This is a genomic window from Microbacterium aerolatum (assembly GCF_007988825.1).
Taxonomy (GTDB): domain Bacteria; phylum Actinomycetota; class Actinomycetes; order Actinomycetales; family Microbacteriaceae; genus Microbacterium; species Microbacterium aerolatum.
Genome location: NZ_BJUW01000014.1, coordinates 53,223 through 68,228, shown reverse-complemented (window position 1 = coordinate 68,228; position 15,006 = coordinate 53,223). Strand labels below are relative to the sequence as shown.

14 protein-coding genes are annotated in these 15,006 nt (G+C 68.7%); 3 read left to right on the top strand and 11 right to left on the bottom strand.

The annotated features are described in order from the left end of the window. Positions 1–99 precede the first annotated feature (99 nt). Positions 100–1,647, bottom strand: a complete 1,548-nt coding sequence (locus MAE01_RS13575) for a MinD/ParA family ATP-binding protein (RefSeq protein ID WP_229718159.1) — start codon at positions 1,645–1,647, stop codon at positions 100–102. A 42-nt stretch (positions 1,648–1,689) separates the two neighbouring features. After that, positions 1,690–5,097: a pyruvate carboxylase gene (locus tag MAE01_RS13570; RefSeq protein WP_147040227.1), complete on the bottom strand. Its 3,408-nt coding sequence runs from the start codon at positions 5,095–5,097 to the stop codon at positions 1,690–1,692. Positions 5,098–5,190: 93 nt separating this feature from the next. On the opposite strand from MAE01_RS13570, the gene MAE01_RS13565 reads away from it, so the two are divergent. After that, positions 5,191–6,003, top strand: a complete 813-nt coding sequence (locus MAE01_RS13565) for a ParA family protein (protein WP_147040247.1) — start codon at positions 5,191–5,193, stop codon at positions 6,001–6,003. Positions 6,004–6,233: 230 nt separating this feature from the next. Here the strand turns inward: MAE01_RS13565 and MAE01_RS13560 are convergent, their stop codons facing one another. The 3 genes from MAE01_RS13560 to MAE01_RS13550 all read right to left on the bottom strand — a co-directional run bounded on the left by MAE01_RS13560 (position 6,234) and on the right by MAE01_RS13550 (position 8,053). Continuing rightward, on the bottom strand, positions 6,234–6,779 hold the full coding sequence (locus tag MAE01_RS13560; protein ID WP_147040225.1) for a MerR family transcriptional regulator: 546 nt from the start codon (positions 6,777–6,779) through the stop codon (positions 6,234–6,236). A 99-nt stretch (positions 6,780–6,878) separates the two neighbouring features. Continuing rightward, positions 6,879–7,568, bottom strand: coding sequence for a transcriptional regulator FtsR (ftsR, locus tag MAE01_RS13555; RefSeq protein ID WP_147040223.1), 690 nt, complete (start codon positions 7,566–7,568; stop codon positions 6,879–6,881). Further along, positions 7,568–8,053 carry an FHA domain-containing protein gene (locus MAE01_RS13550; RefSeq protein ID WP_147040221.1) on the bottom strand — a complete coding sequence of 162 codons (486 nt, stop codon included), beginning with the start codon at positions 8,051–8,053 and terminating at the stop codon, positions 7,568–7,570. The genes ftsR and MAE01_RS13550 overlap by 1 nt, the downstream gene beginning before the upstream one ends. 100 nt (positions 8,054–8,153) lie before the next feature. Here MAE01_RS13550 and MAE01_RS13545 point away from each other — a divergent pair, with 100 nt between their 5' ends. Then, entirely contained in the window at positions 8,154–8,789 is a 636-nt protein-coding gene (locus MAE01_RS13545; protein ID WP_147040220.1) for a copper resistance CopC family protein, read from the top strand. Positions 8,790–8,798: 9 nt separating this feature from the next. Next, positions 8,799–10,196, top strand: a complete 1,398-nt coding sequence (gene lpdA, locus MAE01_RS13540) for a dihydrolipoyl dehydrogenase (protein WP_147040218.1) — start codon at positions 8,799–8,801, stop codon at positions 10,194–10,196. 356 nt (positions 10,197–10,552) lie between these two features. On the opposite strand, the gene MAE01_RS13535 is transcribed toward lpdA, so the two are convergent. From MAE01_RS13535 to MAE01_RS13510, 6 genes are all read right to left on the bottom strand, one after another. Further along, positions 10,553–11,659, bottom strand: coding sequence for an FAD-dependent oxidoreductase (locus MAE01_RS13535; RefSeq protein WP_147040216.1), 1,107 nt, complete (start codon positions 11,657–11,659; stop codon positions 10,553–10,555). Beyond that, positions 11,646–12,359 (bottom strand): methyltransferase domain-containing protein, encoded by a 714-nt coding sequence (locus tag MAE01_RS13530; RefSeq protein ID WP_186806249.1) that lies wholly within the window; start codon positions 12,357–12,359, stop codon positions 11,646–11,648. The genes MAE01_RS13535 and MAE01_RS13530 overlap by 14 nt, the downstream gene beginning before the upstream one ends. Further along, a complete protein-coding gene (locus MAE01_RS13525) occupies positions 12,359–13,513 on the bottom strand; it encodes a type III polyketide synthase (RefSeq protein WP_147040214.1) in 1,155 nt (384 codons plus the stop codon). The genes MAE01_RS13530 and MAE01_RS13525 overlap by 1 nt, the downstream gene beginning before the upstream one ends. Positions 13,514–13,575: 62 nt before the next feature. Next, positions 13,576–14,208, bottom strand: coding sequence for a CYTH domain-containing protein (locus MAE01_RS13520; RefSeq protein WP_147040212.1), 633 nt, complete (start codon positions 14,206–14,208; stop codon positions 13,576–13,578). After that, positions 14,201–14,413 (bottom strand): response regulator, encoded by a 213-nt coding sequence (locus MAE01_RS13515; protein ID WP_147040210.1) that lies wholly within the window; start codon positions 14,411–14,413, stop codon positions 14,201–14,203. Before MAE01_RS13515 ends, MAE01_RS13520 begins: the two co-directional genes overlap by 8 nt. Before the next feature lie 35 nt (positions 14,414–14,448). Then, positions 14,449–14,928 carry a prepilin peptidase gene (locus tag MAE01_RS13510; protein WP_147040208.1) on the bottom strand — a complete coding sequence of 160 codons (480 nt, stop codon included), beginning with the start codon at positions 14,926–14,928 and terminating at the stop codon, positions 14,449–14,451. Positions 14,929–15,006 lie beyond the last annotated feature (78 nt).

Here is a 15,006-nt window from a genome sequence, read left to right as displayed (position 1 = left end):
CGGCGACGAGCGACCGCACGCCGTCGTCGATCTGCTCGACGGGCGCGCACACGGTCCGCAGCACCGGGTCGCCGAAGACCCTGATCTCGCGAGCAGTCATCAGGCTGCGCTCACCCGCAGACCCTCGACGAGCACTGCTGCCAGTTCACGGGCGGCCTGACGGGTCTCGGGCTGGAGGCCGGTAAACACGATCGCACCGCCTCCGGCGATCTGCGGGTCGTAAGGCATGCGCACGACGTGCCGTGCACGCGTGCGGAAGTGCGCCTCGAGCTCGTTGAGTCGCACGAGCGGGCTTCCCGGGGTCGACTGGTTGAGCACGATGATGGCATTTCGCGCCTGCGCCTCGTAGCCGTTGGTCTCCAGCCAGGTCAGCGTCTCGGACGCGAGCCGTGCCTCGTCGACGCTCAGTCCCGACACGATGACGATCTGATCGGCGAGATCGAGCGTCGCCGACATGACCGAGTGCACGATGCCGGTGCCGGTGTCGGTGAGCACGAGGGAGTAGTAGTGCGCGGCGACGTCGGCGACGTTCCGGTAGTCCTCATCGCTGAACGCCTCGGCGATGCGCGGATCCGCGTCGGATGCCAGCACGTCCAGGCGCGTGGAGTCCCTCGCCACGATCGCGGAGATGTCGTGGTATCCCCTGACCTCATCGTGGATGCGGACGAGGTCACGCACCGATTTGCTGTGCGTGCGCACGATGCGGTCGGCGAGCGTGCCGCGATCGGGGTTGGCGTCGACCGCGATGACCCGGTCGTCCCGGGCGTCGGCCAGCGCCATGCCGAGCAGTGCCGTGATCGTCGTCTTGCCGACTCCGCCCTTGCGGGACAGTACGGGGATGAACCGCGCCCCACCGGTCAGCGGGCTCGCGATGCGGGAGCTGAGGGCCTTGCGGGCGCGTGCGCGCTTGCCGTCGCCGATGTTGATGCGGCGGCCGGACACCGTGTAGACGAAGTGGCTCCACGCGCCCTCCGGCTCGGGCTTGCTGACCTGGCTCGGGTCGAGCAGTCGGTCGGCGGTGAGCAGGTCGGCCGTCTCACGGGAGGACTGGCCGAGCTGGTCGCCGAGCCTCTTCGAGGCCAGCGTCACCTCGGCAGGGTGTTCCTTGACCGTGGCGACGGGCGCCACCGCGCTCTTCGCCGCAGGGGTGCTCTTCGGCGTCGCGGCGCTCGGCGCGGACGTGCTCTTCGGCGCGGTGCTCTTCGGCGCCGACGCGGACTTCGGCGCCGATGTCGCCTTGGTCGCAGAGGCGCTCTTCGGCGCGGGGTTGCTCTTGGCGGAACCGGTCGACGCACCCGCCGCGGAAGCACGCGGCGCGGATGCAGGCGCCGTCACGATGGCGATGGGCTCGACGACGACCTCGGCCGCCTCGGCGTTCTCGTCGTCGGATGCCGGTGTCTCGGCATCCTCGTCCGTCTCGTCGTCGTGCGAGGACTCGATGACGCCCTCGACGATCTCTCCGGAGAACTCGCCGTCCAGGACGGAGTCCTCGACGAGATCGTCGTCGTCATCCATGTTTCCGGGCAGCGTCACGGTGAACTGCGCGGTCTGTCCGAGCACGCCGAGCGCGGTCGTGTCCACCGACGCGGAGTCCTCGAGAACGCCGAGGTCGTCGTTCTCCGCGTCGGTATTTTTCTTCGATGTCACTGTGTCACTCCAAGCTTGTGCGAGCGTGTCGCTCGCCCAAGATTACTTGTCCGGAGTGACCACGACCAAAAGGTCCCCGGCATCCACCTGCTGGGTCTCGCCGATCGCGAGGCGTTCGATGACCCCGTCGACGGGCGCGGTGATGGCCGCTTCCATCTTCATGGCCTCGATCGACGCGACCGGTTCGCCCGCGCGAACCTTGGTGCCGACCTCGACCTTGAGGGTGACGACGCCCGAGAACGGAGCGGCGACCTGACCGGGTTTGGACGTGTCGGCCTTCTCGGCGTCGTGCGCGTCGACCGCGATCGAGCGATCGCGGACGAACACGGGGCGCAGCTGACCGTTCAGCGTGGTCATGACCGTGCGCATGCCGCGCTCGTCGGCCTCACCGATCGCCTCGAGGCCGATGTACAGCTGCACGCCGCGATCGATCTCGATGAGGTGCTCCTGGCCCTGGACGAGGCCGAACAGGTAGTCGCCCGTGTCGAGCACCGACAGGTCGCCGTACTGCTCGCGCTGCTGCGCGAACTCGCGCGTCGGCGCGGGGAACAGCAGGGTGTTCAGGCGTGCGCGCCGCTCGTCGCTCGTGCCGGCGAGGGCCTTCTCGTCGTCTGCGGTGATGGCGGTGAGTCCCGTGCGCACCTGGCGCCCTGCGAGCACCTTGCTGCGGAACGGCTCCGGCCACCCGCCGGGCAGATCGCCGAGCTCACCGGCCATGAAGCCGACGACCGAGTCGGGGACGTCGTACTTCTCGGGGTTCGCCTCGAAGTCCGCCGGATCGGCCTTCACTGCGGCGAGGTGCAGGGCGAGGTCGCCGACCACCTTCGACGAGGGCGTCACCTTCGGCACGCGGCCGAGGATGCGGTCGGCGGCGGCGTACATGTCCTCGATGAGCTCGAAGTCGTCGGCGAGGCCGAGCGCCTTGGCCTGCTGGCGCAGGTTCGAGAGCTGACCGCCGGGGATCTCGTGGTGATAGACGCGACCCGTCGGGCCGGGCAGACCGGACTCGAACGGCGCGTACTGGTTGCGCACCGCCTCCCAGTACGGCTCGAGGTCGGAGACGCCGCCCAGATCGATCCCGCTGTCTCGTTCGGTGTGCGCGAGCGCTGCGACGAGGGACGAGAGTGAGGGCTGGCTCGTGGTGCCCGACAGCGGGGCGGATGCCGCATCAACGGCATCCACGCCGGCCGCCGCGGCGGCGAGCAGGGTGGCGAGCTGACCGCCCGGAGTGTCATGCGTGTGCAGATGCACCGGCAGATCGAAGCGCTCGCGCAGCGCCCGCACGAGCTTGGCTGCGGCACCGGGGCGGAGCAGCCCCGCCATGTCCTTGATCGCGATGATGTGCGCACCGGCGTCGACGATCTGCTCCGCGAGACGGAGGTAGTAGTCGAGCGTGTACAGATCCTCGGCTGGATTCAGCAGGTCGCCGGTGTAGCACAGGGCCACCTCGGCGACGGAGCTACCGGTGGCGCGGACCGCGTCGATCGCCGGACGCATCTGCTCGACGTCGTTGAGCGCGTCGAAGATGCGGAAGATGTCGACTCCGGCCGACGCCGCCTCGGCGACGAACGCCTCGGTCACGGCGGTCGGGTACGGCGTGTAGCCGACCGTGTTGCGCCCGCGCAGCAGCATCTGGATGTTGATGTTCGGCAGCGTCGCACGCAGCTTGTCGAGCCGCTCCCACGGGTCTTCCCCCAGGAAGCGCAGGGCGACGTCGTACGTGGCGCCTCCCCATGCCTCGACCGACAGCAGTCCCGGCGTGAGCCGTGCGAGATAGGGGGCGGCGGCGACCAGGTCCTTGGTGCGCACGCGCGTGGCCAGCAGCGACTGGTGCGCGTCGCGGAACGTCGTGTCGGTGATCGCGAGTGCGGACTGCTCGCGCAGGCTGCGGGCGAACCCTTCGGGGCCGAGCTCCTGCAGGCGCTGGCGCGAGCCGGGCTCCGGCTCGGCGCTCAGGTCGATCTCGGGCAGCTTGGCGGCGGGATCGATGGTTCCGGGATGCGGCCCGTTGGGCTTGTTGACGGTGACGTCGACGAGCCAGTTCAGCAGCTTCGTGCCGCGGTCCTTGGACACGCGCCCCTGCAGCAAGTCGGGTCGCTCGTCGATGAACGAGGTGCTGATGTCGCCCGAGACGAACGCGTCGTCGGCCAGCAGCGCCTGGAGGAACGGGATGTTGGTGGACACTCCGCGGATGCGGAACTCTGCCAGTGCGCGACGCGCGCGCCCCACGGCGGCCTCGAAGTCGCGCCCGCGGCAGGTGAGCTTGGAGAGCATCGAGTCGAAGTGCGGGCTGATCTGCGCACCCTGATGCACGGTGCCGCCGTCGAGACGGATGCCGGCACCGCCGGGCGAACGGTAGGTGGTGATCTTGCCGGTGTCGGGGCGGAACCCCTGAGTGGGGTCCTCGGTGGTGATGCGGCACTGCAGCGCGGCGCCGCGCAGGCGGATGTCCTGCTGCTGCAGGCCGAGGTCGGCCAGGGTCTCACCGGCAGCGATGCGCATCTGTGCCTGCACGAGGTCGACGTCGGTGACCTCCTCGGTCACGGTGTGCTCGACCTGGATGCGCGGGTTCATCTCGATGAAGACGACCTCGCCGGTGCGCTCCCCCGCCGTCTCGAGCAGGAACTCGACGGTGCCGGCGTTCTCGTAGCCGATCGAGCGCGCGAAGGCGATGGCGTAGCCGTGCAGGGCGGTGCGGATGCTGTCGTCGAGGTTCGGCGCCGGGGCGATCTCGACGACCTTCTGGTGCCGGCGCTGCACGGAGCAGTCGCGCTCGAACAGGTGAACGGTCTCGCCGGTCTTGTCGGCGAGGACCTGCACCTCGATGTGACGGGGCCGGACGACAGCCTGCTCAAGGAACATGCGCGGGTCGCCGAATGCGCTCTCGGCCTCGCGCATCGCCTCGGCGAGGGCTGGGGCGAGCTCGCCCTTGGTCTCGACCCGGCGCATGCCGCGGCCACCGCCGCCGGCGACAGCCTTGGCGAACAGCGGGAACCCGATCTCGTCGGCCTGTGCGACCAGTTCGTCGACGTCGCCGGATGCCTGGGTGGAACGCAGCACCGGCACACCGGCCTCGATCGCGTGGCGCTTCGCCTCGACCTTGTTGCCCGCCATCTCGAGCACGTGCGAGGGCGGGCCGATGAAGACGATGCCGTTCGCGGCAGCCTTCTCGGCGAGCTCGGGGTTCTCGGAGAGGAATCCGTAGCCCGGGTAGATTGCGTCGGCACCCGATTCGCGTGCGACGCGGATGATCTCGTCGACGTCGAGGTATGCGCGGACGGGGTGGCCCCGCTCGCCGATCTCGTAGGCCTCGTCAGCCTTCAGACGGTGCTGCGAGCCGCGGTCCTCGTAGGGGAACACGGCGACTGTGCGCGCCCCCACCTCGAACGCAGCCCGGAATGCGCGAATCGCGATCTCACCGCGATTGGCCACAAGGATCTTCTTGAACATGCACACCTCTGATAGCTCGCGGTGCGGCACTGTCGACGCACACGGGGCGGGGCTGAGTGTTTTCCAAGCCTAGGGGAAGGTAACGTGGTCATCGTGCACGTACTCAGCGTCAGCTCCCTAAAAGGCGGTGTCGGCAAGACGACCGTGACTCTCGGATTGGCCTCTGCGGCCTTCGCCCGGGGGATCCGTACTCTCGTCGTCGACCTCGATCCCCAGTCCGACGTCTCGACAGGGATGGACATCCAGGTCGCTGGTCGTCTGAACATCGCCGATGTGCTGGCGAACCCGAAGGAGAAGGTCGTCCGTCAGGCGATCACCTCCAGCGGCTGGGCGAAGGTGCACCCGGGAACCATCGACGTGCTCATCGGCAGCCCGTCCGCCATCAACTTCGACGGCCCGCACCCGAGCGTGCGCGACGTGTGGAAGCTCGAGGAGGCGCTGGCTGCCGTCGAGAGCGACTACGACCTCGTGCTCATCGACTGTGCACCGTCGCTGAACGCGCTGACCCGCACCGCCTGGGCCGCCAGCGACCGCGTCATGGTCGTGACCGAACCGGGCCTGTTCTCGGTCGCCGCCGCCGACCGCGCGCTGCGCGCCATCGAGGAGATCCGCCGCGGCCTCTCCCCTCGTCTTCAGCCGCTCGGCATCGTCGTCAACCGCGTTCGCCCGCAGTCGATCGAGCACCAGTTCCGCATCAAGGAACTGCGTGACATGTTCGGCCCGCTGGTACTGTCGCCTCAGCTTCCCGAGCGCACGTCGCTGCAGCAGGCGCAAGGCGCCGCGAAGCCGCTGCACATCTGGCCCGGCGACTCCGCGCAGGAACTCGCAGCGGACTTCGACTCGCTGCTGGACCGCATCGTGCGCACCGGCCGTGTGCCCGTCCCCGAGACCGGCGCCCAGGCCTGAGGTTCTCGCCGGGCAGGCAGGCTTCGACTCGCTGCGCTCGCTCAACCCGTTTCGTCTCGCTACGCTCGCTCAACGACCCGCAGCAACTCCCCCGTTGACCGACGGGCGCATGCCCTTGCGGATCGTTGAGCGGAGGCGCGGAGCGCCGCAGACGAAACGGGTTGAGCGAGCCAGAGGCGAGTCGAAACCTCGCCTAGCCCCAGAAACCTGCTGAGCCCCAGAAACCTCGACTACGCGGAACGCTTGGAGCGACGAGCGCTGAGCTCGTCGACAGGGTCCGGTGCCGTGGGGTCGAACTCGACGAGAGTGGTCTCCACCTCGCGGAGAACCTTGCCCACTGCGATGCCGAACACACCCTGGCCGCGGCTGACGAGGTCGATGACCTCGTCGTTCGACGTGCACAGGTAGACGGATGCGCCGTCGCTCATCAGCGTGGTCCCGGCGAGGTCGCGGATGCCGGCGGCACGAAGCTGCTCGACGGCGACACGGATCTGCTGCAGCGAGATGCCGGTGTCGAGCAGGCGCTTGACGAGCTTCAGGACGAGGATGTCGCGGAATCCGTACATGCGCTGCGAGCCCGAGCCGCTGGCGCCACGCACGGTGGGCACGACGAGCTCTGTGCGTGCCCAGTAGTCGAGCTGGCGGTAGGTGATGCCGGCGGCGCGAGCGGCGACCGCACCGCGGTAGCCAACCTCGTCATCCATCGCGGGCAGACCGTCGGTGAAGAGGAGTTCGGTCACGAACCGCGGGTCGCCGGTACGCTCATCCGCATTCATTTGAAATCCTCTCCGAAGCGATTACCTCCACGCTAGAGCAGTGCCCCGGCACCGGCAACGACATCCGCTTCGCGGTCAAGGTGTGTCGCAACCAGTTCGTTACGAAAGCACGCGAGCGAGCGCTTCTTTGATGAAGACCGCTCGCACCTCGTCGATCTTGCCCGCCAGCTCGGGGGCCATTTCGCGCGCTTTGCCTCGCGACGCGGCATCCGTCCTGCGCAGCAGTGCCGACATCGCCGACTCGATCAGCGACACCTCGCGCTCGGCGCTCTGACGCAGCGTCCGCAGGTGCCGCGGCTCGATGCCGTGCCTGTCGAGCGCGACGAGTCCGCGCAGCAGCGTGACGGTCGACTCGGGGTAGGTCTCGGCCGGGGCGATGATCCCCGTGCTGATGGCGTCGTTGAGGATCTGCGGACCGGCTCCGGCCGCTGAGAGCAGCTCCTCGCGCCGGTAGCGGCGCGGTGCCGGTGCGATCGAGGGCGGCGGCGCGATCGCCGACACTGCCCCGCCGTCGGCTTCTGCCTCGTCGAGCTGCTCGCGGATGACGCTGAGCGGGAGGTAGTGGTCGCGCTGGAGGGTGAGCCCCAGTCGCAGACGGTCGATGTCGGTCTGCGAGAACTTGCGGTAGCCGGACTCGGTGCGAGACGGGCTGACGATGCCCTGCACTTCGAGGAAGCGAAGTTTGCTGGAGGTGAGATCCGGGAACTCCGGGGTGAGCCTCGCGAGCACCTGACCGATGCTCAGAAGTCCCGCGGTCGCTGAGCGATCGCGGGCGTGGAGTGCTGCCATCACTCAGTCGCCGCCGCGAGATCGGTGGGCGACATGAAGAAGTTCAGCCGGAACTTTCCGATGCGAAGCTCGTACCCGTTCGCGAGCGCGCTGCGGTCGACCCGCTCGCCGTTGACGTAGGTGCCGTTGAGCGAGCGTTGATCGATGATCTCGAACGAGCTGCCGGAGCGGGTGATCTCGGCGTGACGACGCGACACCGTCACGTCGTCGAAGAAGATGTCTGCCTCGGGGTGACGGCCGATCGTCGTGACGTCGGTGTCGAGCAGGTAGCGCGCACCCGCCAGCGCACCCGAGCGGACCAGGAGCAGCGCGGAGCCCGAAGGAAGGGCGGCGATCGCGGACTGCTCGACGTCGGTGAGCTCGGCACCGAAGGGCACGAACGACAGATCGGAGTCGTGTCCGAATGTCTGTGTGGCGTCGTGCCTCTGCTCGCCGTCGCGGTGGATCGACGCGTCGCGAGCCGGTCGGCTTTCGAAATCTGTCACGGTGGCCCTCCTTCCGAACCAGACTAACGGATCGACGGACCCCCGAGCGAGGGTCTGTAGGACACAGCATGCGCACAACGCTATTTCCTATGGTTGAGGTGTGCGCACACTCACCTCCTCGCGTTCCACCGCCCCACTCGCTCTCGCCGCGACACTGCTCGCCGCATTCGTGTTCCTGTTCGCCTGGCCGCAGCCGGCGTCCGCGCACGACGCGCTAGTCGACTCCAGCCCGGCGGCGGATTCCACGGTCGAGACGCTCCCCGGTGAGCTGACGCTGACGTTCAGCGCGGCGCTGATCGGCGGGGACGGTTCGACGGAGATCGTCGTAACGGATGCCGCGGGCGAATCGGTCACCGACGGCGCAGCGGAACTGGACGGCGCGATGGTGACGCAGCCGCTGGTGGCAGAGGCGGATGCCGGCCAGTATCAGGTGCTGTGGAAGGTCGTCTCCAGTGACGGCCACCCCACCTCGGGCGAGTTCGCCTTCACCGTGGCCACGAGCACGCTGCCCGCCGAGCCCTCGGCCGCGCCGACCGAGACCGTCGCACCGACGCCGGACGAGACGCAGACCGCCGCCCCCGCTGAGGATCCGAGCATGGAGTCCATCGCTTCCTTCTCGCCCGGCTGGCTCATCGGCGGAGCCGTCGTGCTCCTCGTCGTGGCGATCCTGCTCTTCCTCCTGCTGCGTCGCCGCGGACCGCGCGATTCCGAATCGGACACCCCCGCAGAGCGATAGGCTGGAGGCATGCCACACTACGACGTCGTCATCCTCGGCGCGGGCCCCGGCGGGTACGTCGCCGCAGTCCGCAGTGCACAGCTCGGACTCTCCACCGCGATCATCGAGGAGAAGTACTGGGGAGGTGTGTGCCTCAACGTCGGCTGCATCCCCTCCAAGGCTCTGCTGAAGAACGCGGAACTCGCTCACACCCTGAACCACAAGGCCGAGTTCTTCGGCATCTCGGGTGACTTCACCATCGACTTCGGCAAGGCGTTCGACCGCTCCCGCGAGGTCGCCGAGGGCAGGGTCAAGGGCATCCACTTCCTGATGAAGAAGAACAAGGTGACCGAGTACAACGGTCGCGGCACGTTCACCGGCCCGAAGGCGATCTCGGTCGCCAAGGCCGACGGCCAGGTCGAAGAGGTCACGTTCGACAACGTCATCATCGCGACCGGCTCCAAGGTGCGCCTGCTCCCGGGCGTCGAGCTCAGCGAGAACGTCGTCACCTACGAGGAGCAGATCCTCACCCGCGAGCTCCCCGAGTCGATCGTCATCGTCGGCGCCGGCGCCATCGGCATGGAGTTCGCGTACGTCCTCACGAACTACGGCGTGAAGGTCACCATCATCGAGTTCCTCGACCGCGCGCTCCCCAACGAGGATGCCGACGTGTCGAAGGAGATCACCAAGCAGTACAAGAACTACGGCGTCGACATCCTGACCTCCACCAAGGTCGAGAAGGTCGTCGACAACGGCTCCTCCGTCACCGTCACCTACACCGGCAAGGACGGCAACCAGGCCTCCATCGAGGCCGGCAAGGTGCTCATGTCGGTCGGCTTCGCACCGAACGTCGAGGGCTTCGGTCTCGACAAGACCGGCGTGAAGCTCACCGAGCGCGGCGCGATCGACATCGACGACCACATGCGCACGAACGTCGACGGCATCTACGCCATCGGCGACGTCACGATGAAGCTGCAGCTGGCGCATGTCGCCGAGGCGCAGGGCGTCGTGGCGGCCGAGACCATCGGCGGCGCCGAGACGCAGACGCTGGGCGACTACCGCATGATGCCTCGTGCGACGTTCTGCTCGCCGCAGGTCGCTTCGTTCGGCCTCACCGAGCAGCAGGCGAAGGACGAGGGGCGCGAGATCAAGGTCGCGACGTTCCCGTTCATGGCCAACGGCAAGGCGCACGGTCTGGGCGAGCCGGTCGGCTTCGTCAAGCTCATCGCCGACGCCGAGCACCTCGAGCTCATCGGCGCGCACATGATCGGACCGGACGTGTCCGAGCTTCTGCCCGAGCTGACGCTCGCGCAGAAGTGGGACCTCACGGCACTGGAGCTGGCCCGCAACGTGCACACGCACCCGACGCTGTCGGAGGCGCTGCAGGAGGGCTTCCACGGCCTCGCGGGCCACATGATCAACTTCTGATCTCAGCTCAGCACTTCTCGAACGGCCCGGTTCAGGCATCGCCTGCCGGGCCGTTCGGCGTTGGTTCCGAGGCTTCGACTCCCTTCGGTCGCTCAGCCCGTTTCGTCTGCGGCGGCTCCGCCGCCTCCGCTCAACGACCCGCAATTGCAGCATCCTGCGGCCCTAGCGCCCCGTGGGAACTTCTTCCCTGCGGGTCGTTGAGCGAGCGGAGCGAGACGAAACGCGTTGAGCGACGAGCGCAGCGAGGAGTCGAAGCGTCCACTGCAGCTGAGGCTTCGACTCCCTTCGGTCGCTCACCCCGTTTCGTCTGCGGCTGCTCCGCAGCCTCCGCTCAACGACCCGCAACTGTCCCCGGTTCACCCTCCGCGCATGGTGATCATGTCGGCGGCGCGGGGGCGCAGCGGGCGTGTGCCGAGGGTGCGGATGAGGACGTTCCGTGCGAAGAGCGCGGGGCCGCGGGCAGGACGTCCCATCGTCATGTAGAAGAACGAACGGCGCTGCGCACGCGCCGCCGCGCGGAGTGTGCGGCGTTCGTAGTCGGTGAAGTCCGGATGACGGCGGCGCAGAGATCGTTCGAGAGCCGGGGCGAGCCGCACGGCCGCCGCCCACCCGAGATTCATCCCCTGCCCGCCGATCGGACTGGTCTCGTGCGCCGCGTCGCCGAGGAGCACGATGCGCCCCGCCACCAGCCGCGTGGCACGGTGCTGCCCCGCGCGGAACAGGGTCGGCTGCATGCCGCCGGGAAGCTCAAGCCGGATGCCCGTGCGCCCCCGGATCGCGGATGAGAACGCCGTCGCCTCCCCGAGCGCACGTCGCGGGTCGGACACGACCCAGCGCCGTCCGCCGTCGGCCAGCGGAAAGGACTCCACCAGCCCATCGCGCTCGCAGTGCAACTGCGCGCGCGGCTCCACGCCAGTCCCGGGAAGATCCACCATCGCGTACCAGCCGCTGCCGGGCCGTTGGCGCCAGCCGATGCCGAGCTGTCGCCGGATGCCGCTGCGCACGCCGTCGGCCGCGACCACGAACGACGCGGTGATGTCCGGGGCATCCTCGAACGACAGCCTGGCCACGTCGCCTTCCTCGTGCACGCGGGTGACCCGCCGGCCCTGGTTCAGCGCTCCCTCCCGCAGCCGCGACAGCCGCTGCCGCAGCAGCGCGTCGGTGCGGTGCTGCGGCAGGATCAGCACCCGCCGCCGGTCGAACGAGAGCGACGCCAGCACCCGCCCGTCACAGATCACCTCGCCTCCGTCGAGCGCGAGCGCCTCCTCCCCCACCTGTGCCCCGATTCCGGCGGCGTCGAGGGCAGCCTGCCCTGGCGGGTGGATGCCGATCGCGCGCGACCTGTCGTCAACGCCTTCGCGCGCCTCGAACACCGCGACATCGATGCCCCGCGCAGCGAGCAGGCAGCCGAGAAGCAGCCCGACCGGCCCCGCGCCGACGATCGCGACGTCATGGTCGGGCATCCCACGCCTCCCATCGCAGCTCGAGCCGCGCGGGGAACGTCTGCCGCACCTGCCACCCCGGCGGGACGACGCCTGCGATCTCCGGCACCGTGTACGAGCGACGGATGCTGGTGAGCCCGTCATCTCGGATGAACGAGCCCGCAAGCAGATTCCTCGCGAACGGCAGCGTCCCCGCGGCGAATCCCCGGTACGCGAACCGGCTGCGCGCGATGTCTCGATGCAGGACGAGCCCGTCGTCCGCGGCGAGTGCGACGGACTCCGCCAGCAGTGACGGCAGCTCGTCACCGGTCAGGTGATGCAACAGATGATTGGAGACGACGATGTCGAAGCGCTCGCCCTCCGCGACCAGTTCGCCCGTGTAGGCGCGGCGGTACTCCACCCCGCCGCCGCGCTCCTGTGCCCACCGGATCGCCCGCTCGTCGGCATCCAGAGCCGTCACCGCGACCTGCAGGCCGTCACGGCGCGCCCACCCGGCGATCGCCCGCGAGACGTCACCGCCGCCGGCACCGACATCGAGCACACGCAGCGGCTTCCGGCGGGCGCGCGGGCGGATGTCGCGCCGGTACACGGTGCGCCACCGGGAGACGACGGCGTTGACGAGCGGGAAGCGCTCGTACGTCCGCTCCAGCATGCGCAGATCCGCATCCGGATCGTCCATCAGCTCCCGCGCCTCGATCGCACGGGACGAGAGATCGACCATCAGGCCGGCGCAATGACGGTCATCAACGCGGCCTCGGCGGTCAGTCCAGGACCGAAGGCCATTGCCGCCACCCGGTCGCCGTCGCGTGCGCCCTCCTCCTCGAGGATCCGCCGCAGCACGAACAGGACGGTCGCGCTGGACATGTTGCCGTACTGCCGCAGCACCTCGCGCGCCGGACGCAGTTGCTGTTCCGACAGCTGCAGCCGGTCCTCGACGCGATCCAGAATGCTGCGTCCGCCGGGGTGGACCGCCCAGTGCGCCACCTGATCCCCGATCGTCCCGTCCTCGAAGGCCGCGGCGAGCGCCGTGTCGGAAGCGTAGAGCGGGCGGAGGGCATCGAAGATGTGGTCTCCGATGAGCTGTGGCACGGCCGTGGACAGGACCATCTCGAAGCCCTCGTCGCCGATCGTCCAGGACATGTCCTTCTTGCCTCCCGGGATGATCCCGGTGTGGAACCCGTCCAGCGCGAGGCTGGGCACGGCGGAGTCGAACGTCCGCGCGGTGACGAGGCCTGCGGCGGCACCGTCGGCGAACAGCGACGTGGCCACGATCATGTCCGGGTCCTCGGAGGTGCGCAGATGCAGAGTGCACAGCTCGACGCTGACCACGAGGACCACGGCATCCGGGTCCGCGGCGCAGAATCGCGCTGCCGCCCGCAGCGCCGGCATCGACGCGTAGCAACCCATGAATCCGAAGTGATATCGCTCCACGCTGTCCGCCAGCCCGAGGGCGCGCACGATCTCGTAGTCGGGACCCGGCGCGTAGAACCCGGTGCACGACACTGTGATCACGTGCGTGATGTCGGCGGCGGTGATGTGCGGATCCGATTCGAGGCTCTGCCGCGCGGCATCGACGTAGAGCTTCCACGCTTCGCGCACGTAGATCTCGTTGCGTGCCTTCGTCCCCGGCGACAGCAGGGTGCCGCTCTCCCGGTCGAAGAACTGCGGCGACTCCGTCGTCGACGAGAACGACAGCTCGTCGAGCACGGTGTAGCGGGTGTCGATGCCGGATCCGTTGAACGACGCCGTCACGAGTCGCTTGGCCAGTCTGCCGAGATCCGGCTGGGCGGCGAAGACATCCCGCACGTCCTCCTGCCGCAGCTCGGTTCCGGGAACGATCGTCTGCAGGGAGCGAAGTGTGGCGGGGTGACTCATGAGGTCACTCAAGCACTCCGGAATCCTCCGGAGAAGGGGGTTGTGTCAGAACCGCGACATCGTCAATGGCCGAGTGCGCGTGCGAGTTTGGAATCGGATGCCGCGGCGCGAGCACCCGCGGCGAAGACGACGGCTTCGACCGCGGCGAAGAACGCGTCACGACCGGCGTCATCGGCCGGAGCAGCCGGGCCCAGCTCGACCTCCCACTCCCGCCACTCACGCTGCACCGGGTTGTCCGCAAGATCGGGCTGCCGCAGATCCGTGGCACGAACCCGGTCATCGACGAACTCGGCGATGACACCCTCGGGCCCGGTGAGCAGGTAGGCGGTTCGGCTGTTCTCGATGCGCGCGAGCGGCGTCAGGGGTGCTGTCGTCCATCGTGCGAGGGTATCGGCGACGGCATCCGGGATCGTGTCGTCATCGCTCAGCGGCCATGCGATCTCGAGACGCCCGTCGCCCTCACGGGGACCCTTGATGTGCCAGCCGGCATCCGGCCCGCCGGTGCGACGGCGCACCGCGACGCCCGCACGGGCGAGAACCGAGTCTTCGGTGTCGAAGTAGCGGGCGTCCAGTTCACGCAGCTCGCCAGGTCTTACGGCATCCACTCCCGTGATCCCGGTCCAGGCGGGCAGCGGCGTACCGGCGTCGACGTCGTACTTGCGCTCGACCTCGACGGTCCTGGCACCCTCAGTCATCGTTGCTGGTCAGTCCTTCGAGCGCCTCGTCGAACCAGTAGTCGATCTCGGTGGGGCCGTCGTCTGATCCCGTGTTCTGCGCATCGCCGCGGCGGTTGTAGACCACCTGCGTCTCGCTGTAGGGAACGATCAGCTTGTCGTCGGCGTCCTGGATGGGGACGATCTGCCCGTCCAGCGGGCCGCCGTGGAGTCGTGCGATTGCCATGAGCACACCATAGTCTTCATCGGGCGACGATGTCCTCACCCGATCGCGATGCCCAGGACCGCGCCGACGATCATCCACGGCCCGAACGCGATGCGGGTGGACCGGTTCGCACGCCTGAACGCCATGAGCGCGAGGGCGTAGAACGCACCGAGGACGAAGGCGGATGCCGCGCCCAGCGCCAGCACCTGCCAGCCGTGCCATCCCAGCACCAGGCCGATGAGGGCGGCCAGCTTCACGTCTCCCCCGCCGATCCCGCCCCGGCTCATGCCGCGGAGCACGGCGTAGAAGCCGCCGAGGATCAGCATCCCCGCCAGCGCCCCGATCAGTGCGCCGTTGCTCTGCATGGCGAGCGCGTCGATCCCGGCCAGGGCGAGGGATGCCGCGAGCGTCGGCAGCACGATCCGGTTCGGGAGCCGGTGGGTGCGCGCGTCGATCACCAGCAGCCAGATGCCGATCCCCGCGAGCGCCGCATGCGCGACGACGACCGCGACCTCGTACGGCGAGATGGACGGCATGCCGGAAGGTTACGAGAACCGAGGCGGCCGTGGTTCCGGCCTGTGGATAACGTCGATGTCCGATGTGCGAATTACGAT

Excerpts from the sequence above, each read along its gene's own strand:
- MAE01_RS13570 (WP_147040227.1), bottom strand. The coding sequence starts at position 5,097 with ATGTTCAAGAAGATCCTTGTGGCCAATCGCGGTGAGATCGCGATTCGC.
- MAE01_RS13560 (WP_147040225.1), bottom strand. The coding sequence starts at position 6,779 with ATGAATGCGGATGAGCGTACCGGCGACCCGCGGTTCGTGACCGAACTC.
- ftsR (WP_147040223.1), bottom strand. The coding sequence starts at position 7,568 with ATGGCAGCACTCCACGCCCGCGATCGCTCAGCGACCGCGGGACTTCTG.
- lpdA (WP_147040218.1), top strand. The coding sequence starts at position 8,799 with ATGCCACACTACGACGTCGTCATCCTCGGCGCGGGCCCCGGCGGGTAC.
- MAE01_RS13535 (WP_147040216.1), bottom strand. The coding sequence starts at position 11,659 with ATGCCCGACCATGACGTCGCGATCGTCGGCGCGGGGCCGGTCGGGCTG.
- MAE01_RS13530 (WP_186806249.1), bottom strand. The coding sequence starts at position 12,359 with ATGGTCGATCTCTCGTCCCGTGCGATCGAGGCGCGGGAGCTGATGGAC.
- MAE01_RS13525 (WP_147040214.1), bottom strand. The coding sequence starts at position 13,513 with ATGAGTCACCCCGCCACACTTCGCTCCCTGCAGACGATCGTTCCCGGA.
- MAE01_RS13520 (WP_147040212.1), bottom strand. The coding sequence starts at position 14,208 with ATGACTGAGGGTGCCAGGACCGTCGAGGTCGAGCGCAAGTACGACGTC.
- MAE01_RS13515 (WP_147040210.1), bottom strand. The coding sequence starts at position 14,413 with ATGGCAATCGCACGACTCCACGGCGGCCCGCTGGACGGGCAGATCGTC.
- MAE01_RS13510 (WP_147040208.1), bottom strand. The coding sequence starts at position 14,928 with ATGCCGTCCATCTCGCCGTACGAGGTCGCGGTCGTCGTCGCGCATGCG.